Source organism: Candidatus Albibeggiatoa sp. nov. BB20 (assembly GCA_016744725.1).
In the GTDB taxonomy this organism is placed as follows: Bacteria; Pseudomonadota; Gammaproteobacteria; order Beggiatoales; family Beggiatoaceae; genus Albibeggiatoa.
Genome location: JADGDW010000179.1, coordinates 1 through 8,270, shown reverse-complemented (window position 1 = coordinate 8,270; position 8,270 = coordinate 1). Strand labels below are relative to the sequence as shown.

Genomic DNA, 8,270 nt, shown 5'->3' with positions numbered 1-8,270 from the left:
GATATCAATTGATTATAGCTTGAATGAAGCGACACCCAATGTTGAGACTCTAAGGTTAAATCTTGAAGAAAGTGTTTTGGCTTATTCTTTGACTGACTTAATAGCTGAAAAATACCGTTCCTTGCTTCAACAAGTCCCAAGAAACAGAACGCGAAGACAAGATGTTTACGATTTGAATTTACTCATTAGAGAGTTAGGTAATCATATTAATGGTATTGAGAAATCTAAAATACTGGATTGTTTAATTAGCAAATCCAGAGCTAGAGAGATAGAACCAAATTTAAATTCTTTTGACGATCCAGAACTCAAATCTAGAGCCCAAGAATACTACCAAACACTGAAAAATGAAATAGAAGGCGAACTCCCAGATTTTGATGAAATGTTTAAGGAGGTTTCCAAGTTTTATAAATCTTTGCCATGGAAATAACAAGTTTCTCTGAACCCAACAAAACTTTATAGAACCCATTTGAAATCTATAAATAATCAACTGAAGTGATTTTTAAACAAAAAATTGCAGATTTATTAACTGCCTATCACTATGATTTGGGGGAAACCAAGAATAATTATTTATTTGTTATTGATGAAAATGGGGAAACTGTGCGTAACCCTGCTTTTCCAGAACTCAATGGGCAAAATATTCTCAATATCAAAGATGCGACAGGTAACTATTTTATTCATGATTTTATGCACATTCTGCAACAGAAATCAGAAGGATTTGTTAAATATTATTGGGCTAAACCCGAATATCCACATAAAGTCAGCGAAAAACTGACTTTTGTAAAAACCTTTGAACCTTTTAACTGGGTCATATCGACAGGGATTTATTTAGAAGATATTGGTATTCAAGATATGCAAGCGGCATTAGAACGTGAAGCTAGCCAAATTATTTGGGATAGTATTTTGATTGGCTTGATATTGCTGCTGATTGGCAGCTTAGTGAGCATGGGATTGGTTGATATTCTGGTTAAACCACTGGTGCAAGCACGCCATGTTGCAAGAAATATTGCTAAAGGGGATTTTTCTCAACGCATCAATTACCAATCCCAAGATGAAATGGGACAATTAAGCAAGGCGATTAATAGCATGGCCTATCAACTACAAGATTCTTTTGAGCATTTAGTGTTATTAAATCGAGAAAAAGACGAATTTCTTGGTATTGCTGCCCATGATTTAAAAAATCCCCTACAAGCGATTCAAGGTTCTGCTGAATTGATTGGTATAACAGTAGAATCAGAACAGTTTGAGGATAAACACGCCGTACTTGAGTTTGCCAACATGATTAATGTCAGTGCTGAACGCATGTTTGGCCTCATCACTAACTTACTAGATGTTAATGCAATTGAAGCAGGTAAAATCAAAGTTAATTTACAATCCGTTGATATTCTGCCCATCTTAAAAGAGGTTGTTGAAGAATACACTCAAAAATCCCTAGCGAAACGAATTGATATACAATTTCACCCTGATGGTGGGGAATATCAGGCTGTAACAGATGCAACTCTGCTACATCAAATCTTAGATAATTTGGTTTCTAATGCCGTAAAATATTCTCCCTTTGATAAGCAAGTTTTTATTCATATCACACAACAAACACAACACATTAAGGTTGAGATTCAAGACCAAGGAGAAGGGCTTAGTCAAGCGGATCAAGATAAATTGTTTGGCAAATTCACCCGTTTAACCACAAGACCTACAGATGGTGAACATTCCACAGGTTTGGGTTTATTCATTGTGAAAAAGTTGCTTCATGCTTTACAAGGTGAGGTTTGGTGTGAAAGTGAATTAGGACAAGGTTCAACCTTTATTGTCACAGTACCGATTAAAAAACCAAGCTAATCATTTGTAATAATTTCGCTCAACTATGCCACAAAGAAGCGGAACGGTCAGCATTCATATTGATAATTCCTTTGAGCCTCGTTTGGTAACGAGCTAAAGGCATACTGAAAATGCACAGAGTAACGTTTGAGTTTTTTAGCTTTCGGCAGCAGAACACTTTAAATGAGTCCGTCTCCAAGGCATTCAGAGCCGTTTCCAATGTTTTTCCTTTTTCTGTGATGCGATATTCCACCCGTGGTGGCACTTCAAGATAAACTGTCCGTGAAATTAAAGCGTACTGTTCTAAAACCCTTAAATGCTCTGACAGTACTTTTTTGCTAATCCCAGGGACAAATGTTTGAATCTGAGAAAAACGTAATGTTTCTTGTAACAAATGCCAAAGAATTAATGAACGCCATTTACCTCCCAACATATCAAACACTGCTTCTAAAGAGCATTGATAGGTTTTATTGTTTAACTCATACATAGCGAAACCCTTTATTTTTTTATACGTGTCATGTCCATTCTATTCGCCAAAAGAAACCTTTAAGTAACCTGATAACGAAAAAGCGCCTTCTCTACAATGGTTTTTTATTGTGCTAAAGTCATGTTTTATAATATTAATTAAAAAGGATTATCCCATGAGATACCCCAGAGCATTTTCACATATTGGGATTACTGTCCCGAATATTGAACAAGCTGTGACATTTTACACCGATGTTATGGGTTGGTATCTGATGATGAAGCCAACAGGGATTGAGGAGGAAAAACAAACCGCTATTGGCCAGATGTGCATTGATGTATTTGGAGAAGGTTGGGGCAGTTTTAAAATTGCGCATTTATCAACCAGTGATACGATTGGCATTGAATTATTTGAATTTAAAAAAAACCTTAAACCCCAAGCCGCATTTAACCCATATCAGACAGGTATATTTCATTTTTGTGTTAAAGACCCAGATGTTGAGGGATTGGTTGAAAAAATTGTAGATGTGGGCGGTAAGCAACGAATGCCAATACGAGAATATTTTCCTGGCCAAAAGCCTTATCGTATGGTGTATTGTGAAGACCCATTTGGCAATATTGTAGAAATTTACAGTCATTCCTATGAATTAATTTACGCTGATTCATATCAATAGTTTGTATTAACTCATTCCTACAGGTTGAACTTGTAAAAGACCCGCATTTTCGATAACCTAAAATCAACAATTTACGAGTTGAAAATATTAAATTCAGGCTAATCCAAAACATTATCATAGACAAGAAGCAAGTTCTGACTGATTGGAATAACTGGGAATCCAGTCTTCAATTGAGTTATTTGGAAAATGATATAAATCGACTACAAAAGTTAAAGGTAGCTGAAATTCTGTGGGTAATTGCCCCGCGATTGCAGTTTTACACGCATCTCTAATTTGAATTCGTTTAACAAAATCGTTATTTAAATTGAGTAATCCACCACTAACCGTTTCATCAGGTGGCGTAATTTCAATATTGCCATCAATGCCCAAACGTGAAGACGCTGAGACTAAACTGGCTGTTGATTTGAGAAATTGAGCCGCAACAATCCGAATATTGCCACCTTGACCCGCATCGGCTTGGGCAATAATTTGGCTGTTATTCATCACAATAAACTCTGGATTATCAATACTAATATTGCCGCCACCGCCTTGACCTACTGCAACACTGGTTGATAATTTACTGCGATTTAAACTCAATAAATCATGGTTCTGAATACTGATATTGCCGCCCGTCGCTTGTCTGGCTGCAGTTTGGATGCTACTATTTTGCTCTAAAACTAGGCTATCCACTTGAATTGTAATGCTGCCCGCATCATTTTTACCCATGCTAGTTGAGTTAATAAGACCGCCCGCTTTTAAATTAATCTGTTTGGCTTGAATAAAAATATTACCCGCTTTTCCTTCAATCTCAGGCAAGATATTGCCAAATAAAAAACCGGCTGAACTACTCACTGAGCCTGTACGACTGATTTGTATATTTTCTGCATTAATCACCACTTCGCCGCCAGCCCCTTTTCCTATAGAGGAAGTCGCCACATCACCACCATCTGCAATCAATAAATTCTGGGCTTGCAAATTAATCGTTCCAGCATTTCCCGTGCTAAATGTAGAACTATTAACCCCTGTATCATTATTTTCAAAAGTCGCTGCAAAAGGCACAGTTAATAAGCCTGAACGTCGTCCAGACACTGAAATGGTATCGCTGATGGACAAATTAATCTGTCCTCCATTACCTTGAGAAAAAGCCGAGCTACTGACAAGTGCGCCATTCAGCAATGTTGCCGTATTTGCTTGAATATCTAATTGTCCCGCATGACCAACTCCAAAACTATCAACAGAAATCAGTCCACCATCTAGTTGTAAATGCTTTGCTTCAATGCTTAAATTGCCTGCGGTAACATTTGAAAATGTCGTAGTCGTAATGGTACTGGGAAAGTCCTCATAAATCGCAACACCTAAGTTCATATTTCCTGAGCGTCGTCCTGAAAGTGTCAAAGTATCAGTAACTTTAAGCTGTACATTTCCACTTTGCCCTGTGCTAAGCGTGGGGTTGCTCACACCGCCACCCCTATCAAATAAAATATCATCCGCCTCAATTCGTATATCCCCACTTTTGCCACTTGCAAGGCTGGCACTTAATATCCATGCTGTATTTTTTAAGTTGGGCGTTTTTAAAAATAATGAACCGGCATTGCCTGAGCCTAAACTAAGACCTAATAGAGCCAGTATATTGCCTTCAATCAATATCGATTCGGTGAGTTGCAAATCAATTGATTGACCATCTAAATCAGCAAAAGTTGATGCTTGGATGGTTGAATCTTGCATCAACAATTGTCCACCACGAACCAAAACACGACCACTACCGCGCCCACTCACATCAACTAAGGTATTGTTAAACTGAACTTTTCCCCCGCGTTCCAGATTTAGGATTAAGTCATTATCAGAAAAAGAAACCTCTCCTTGAGAAGCAAGGCTGACTAAATTAATATTTCCCCTTGATGCGGCTAAACTCGATTTGGCAAAAACAGCGAGTAAGGCGTTTTCATTGCTAAAGATGACGGGAGAATCTCCTGTTAAATTAATATCGCCACCGATAAAAGACAGGGTTTTATTTTCAGCCATTTGTAGCGTACTATTTTGAGTGGAAATACTTGCAGGTAAATCAGATAGAAAGCCAAAGCTGGCAACGGGTGCAGTAGTTAAAATATCTTGATTAGGAAAACGGGTATTAAATTCACCGCCATCCGATAATTTTACATAATCAGCCGTTGATGCGTGAAAACTGTTGGGGACTTGCAATTGTGCAAATTCACCAAAGATGATGCCGTTAGGATTTAAAAAGTAAAAATCAGCATTAGGAAGCGTGGAACGCAGTGTGCCATTGATAAAACTAGGTTGATTGCCAATCACCCGTGAAATAATATTTTGGATTTGTTCAGAACCTGAAAATTGAGCGATTTCGCCCTGATTTACATTAAACTGATCAAAACTGTGAAATAAATTACTGCCAACCGTTTGCCCTAAATCTTGCGAAATATTGTACAGCCCATTATTAATTGATAATTGATTACCGTTCTGTGAAATTTCTGCTTGTACGATGTTGGTCAGGCATATAAATAGCCATACAATTGTTCGAAACATTTCCTCTCCCCTTTTTTCTTAATATACTCAAATATTTGATAGTTCATCAACTATATTAGATAAAAGAAAAATATAACTCCATCAGAGGTAGGAAATAGTTTTCTGCTTATTTACTGAATGCTGCAATTTTCATTCTCAATAAGCCTGGGTTTTCTGGTTTAAATAGCAAAATAGGTCTGTGCAAAAGTAATTTCTACGATTTAGCTTGCTCTCAAGCTTGCTCAAGAGACTTTACCCCTTAGACATCTTTTATTATGAACTTACTCAACGTAGAACATTACGAAGGTATTCCCTCAAGAATTGAGTGAGCAAGGTAAATTAGTTTTTGATTTTGCCTTTACCAGATAAGAAATAAATTTCGTGCTGAATATTTAAACGTTTAGCAGTATTCACAATACCTTTATCAAAAGTGGAGAAGCCTTCAGCTTTGTCTATGCTTGTTACAAGATGTAAAGCATCACCAAAGTCCATTCCATGCTCATACCATTGTAAAGCCAACAATACATTATTTGCATCTTCTGTTGAGATTGTAGGTAAGCATAAAATATGATGTATTCGTTCAATGGCTTTTTCCTTAGGTAGTTTGTAGCCAGCAGACAACACCCAAACCAATTCAAGCAAAACCGATTTTAAAATGAGGCACTCGTGTTTTTGTAAAAAGGTTTTTGCTATTTCTGCTTGTTGAACATCATCACGGATAGCGTAGCGTACTAATATATTTGTATCAACAGCAATCATTTATGTTTTTCTGCCATATTTTGAATTGCTGTTTGCATATCATCTAAGGATAAGGGTTTGCCTTGATAGACTGAAGGGGTATTTTCTGATTCAAATTCACTTGGAGCTAAATAGTTAGATAATTTAAGCGTTGTTTTTTCTTTATTTTGTGATGGTTTAGTAACTGATTGTAATGCGATAACTAGTTTTAGTGCATATTCAAGTAATGCTTTGTCTGATTGCATTCCCGTTATTTGTTTTGCTTGTATAAGTAAGCTGTCACTTATTATTGCGTTGAGTTGGGGCATGATAATTTCCTAATTAATCAGAGGGTCTTTTTGCCTTGTTTTTATGTGTTACGAGCTCACTTTTTTCGACGTGGCATGTTGTGACTGTATTTCTATAAGATTTGTAGGAACAAGATATAACCTCGTTTCTACGTACAAAAATGTAGTTTAAATTTTTGCTTAATTTCTTCTTGTTATTTTTGCAGACGTTTTTGGAGGAATTTAACCACTTTTTTATGTAGTTTTAAGCTGTAACTCATAATTTCGTTTTAGCCGTTCCCAATCTTCAAAATCGCTATAATCGGCTTGTTTTATTTTTTAATATTATTTTGAATTTGTTGGTATTCTTCTTTGGTTAAGGTATCATTTTCATCTTCTAATACACGGCAATAGTGATTGTTTGATAATGCTTTGATGACATCGAGAAGCGTTTGATAATGACTATCTTCTACTTCCAATACTATTGTTTTCATTCTTAATTTTCCTTCATTTTTGCAGCTTGGTACGTCGTGACTGTATTCCCATAAAGCTTTGGGGAACAAGTGTATTCCTGAAACTTTTCCAACACATGCTTATCAACGCCATGTTTTCTAAGGTTAGCAACAGAAGAACCCGTTCCATACGTTACTATATCAAGATAGACATTTCTTGGATTTATTTTTCTTACTAAATTTTGATAGCAATTGTTTTACACAACTAGAAAAAAGCACAAATGTAGGGTGGAATATGGAATAGCGCAGTGTTTTCCACCAAATTCCACCCGTGTGGCAAGCTTGGGTAAGGTAGAATAAGGTACGTTATGCTATCAATAATGGTTGATTTTCTTGGCGTACCTATTCCACCCTACATTACATTAACTATCAATCACAAAGGCTTGCAGCCATCATTAACTGGTGTACACTTAAAACAACTGTCTTCTTTGTCTCCTGAGACAGGCTCAGGAATAATCTCTGTTTCCTCATACAATTTTGATAAAAATGTTGGCCAAGGCGCGCTATTCTGATTATCCCCAAAGCTTGACATTTCATCATTCTTTGGTTTGTAGGTATCCACTAACTTATTTACTTCTGTAACAGTGTTTTCTCCACGAGTACTCAGTGTACCATCTGGATTAATAATACCCTCACCTTTTTCGTTAACCGCTACGATATGCACCATGCACTGCCCACCTTTATCATCTAGCCACCAAAGTCCTAAACATGAAGTGAGACGATTGGCGTAGATTAAGCTACTATTGTAACGATAAGTATTTTCTGAGGCGATTGGCGTTCCATTAATAGAAGCTGTTGAAACACCCAGTACATCGGGTGTCGGAGCGGTTCGAGCGGCATCATTGATCTGTTCGCATGTCGGGTCGGCATTTTTAGCAATATCATTAGGCTGCTGGCTTGTGGAATCAGTCTTATTCATGATTTTTCCTTTGGTTTAAATGGCTAAAGAGCAGACAAACGACATATTACTGATTGACTTTTTAAAGTAAAAAATCATAGATTTCAGACAGTAAGAAAAATATCTATTCTCTTAGCTGGGCTGTAATACTCGCCGCTTATATGCTCCAGAAGAATCAATGATTACAAAATAATCATTTTTTTATACTATAAAAAATCTTTCAATTACTTTAATCAAAATCTACAAAAACAATTAGACAAATGATATGCTTTGTTTAATAGAAGAAGCGCTACATAAAACTACCAATAATGCTAAAAAGCCTTATTTTTTTGGGGTTGCTGCTATTAGTGACTATATTACAAAAGAAAAAGAACTTGGAAAATTAAAAAAAGATAAGATAGGTAAGAAT

Annotated in this window: 9 protein-coding genes; 3 read left to right on the top strand and 6 right to left on the bottom strand. The window is 36.5% G+C overall.

The features are described 5' to 3' along the window. Window positions 1-427 (top strand): nucleotidyl transferase AbiEii/AbiGii toxin family protein (locus ABXH34_RS16090; protein ID WP_353572906.1); only part of this gene is annotated, 427 nt, incomplete at its 5' end. A 65-nt stretch (window positions 428-492) separates the two neighbouring features. Further along, the gene (locus ABXH34_RS16085) at window positions 493-1,833 is read left to right on the top strand and encodes a cache domain-containing protein (RefSeq protein ID WP_353572905.1); all 1,341 of its coding nucleotides are present in this window, start codon (window positions 493-495) and stop codon (window positions 1,831-1,833) included. A 19-nt stretch (window positions 1,834-1,852) separates the two neighbouring features. Here ABXH34_RS16085 and ABXH34_RS16080 read toward each other — a convergent pair whose 3' ends face one another. Beyond that, window positions 1,853-2,299 carry a winged helix-turn-helix transcriptional regulator gene (locus ABXH34_RS16080; RefSeq protein ID WP_353572904.1) on the bottom strand — a complete coding sequence of 149 codons (447 nt, stop codon included), beginning with the start codon at window positions 2,297-2,299 and terminating at the stop codon, window positions 1,853-1,855. A gap of 154 nt (window positions 2,300-2,453) precedes the next feature. Between ABXH34_RS16080 and ABXH34_RS16075 the strand changes: the two genes are divergently transcribed. Next, a complete protein-coding gene (locus ABXH34_RS16075) occupies window positions 2,454-2,948 on the top strand; it encodes a lactoylglutathione lyase family protein (protein WP_353572903.1) in 495 nt (164 codons plus the stop codon). Window positions 2,949-3,062: 114 nt separating this feature from the next. On the opposite strand, the gene ABXH34_RS16070 is transcribed toward ABXH34_RS16075, so the two are convergent. The 5 genes from ABXH34_RS16070 to ABXH34_RS16050 all read right to left on the bottom strand — a co-directional run bounded on the left by ABXH34_RS16070 (window position 3,063) and on the right by ABXH34_RS16050 (window position 7,882). Beyond that, complete coding sequence (locus ABXH34_RS16070; protein ID WP_353572902.1) at window positions 3,063-5,468, bottom strand: two-partner secretion domain-containing protein; 2,406 nt, start codon at window positions 5,466-5,468, stop codon at window positions 3,063-3,065. Between the two features lie 318 nt (window positions 5,469-5,786). Then, window positions 5,787-6,206 carry a type II toxin-antitoxin system VapC family toxin gene (locus tag ABXH34_RS16065; RefSeq protein ID WP_353572901.1) on the bottom strand — a complete coding sequence of 140 codons (420 nt, stop codon included), beginning with the start codon at window positions 6,204-6,206 and terminating at the stop codon, window positions 5,787-5,789. Further along, complete coding sequence (locus tag ABXH34_RS16060) at window positions 6,203-6,493, bottom strand: hypothetical protein (protein WP_353572900.1); 291 nt, start codon at window positions 6,491-6,493, stop codon at window positions 6,203-6,205. The genes ABXH34_RS16065 and ABXH34_RS16060 overlap by 4 nt, the downstream gene beginning before the upstream one ends. Before the next feature lie 290 nt (window positions 6,494-6,783). Continuing rightward, entirely contained in the window at window positions 6,784-7,014 is a 231-nt protein-coding gene (locus tag ABXH34_RS16055; protein ID WP_353572899.1) for a hypothetical protein, read from the bottom strand. A gap of 322 nt (window positions 7,015-7,336) precedes the next feature. After that, window positions 7,337-7,882, bottom strand: a complete 546-nt coding sequence (locus ABXH34_RS16050) for a hypothetical protein (protein ID WP_353572898.1) — start codon at window positions 7,880-7,882, stop codon at window positions 7,337-7,339. Window positions 7,883-8,270 lie beyond the last annotated feature (388 nt).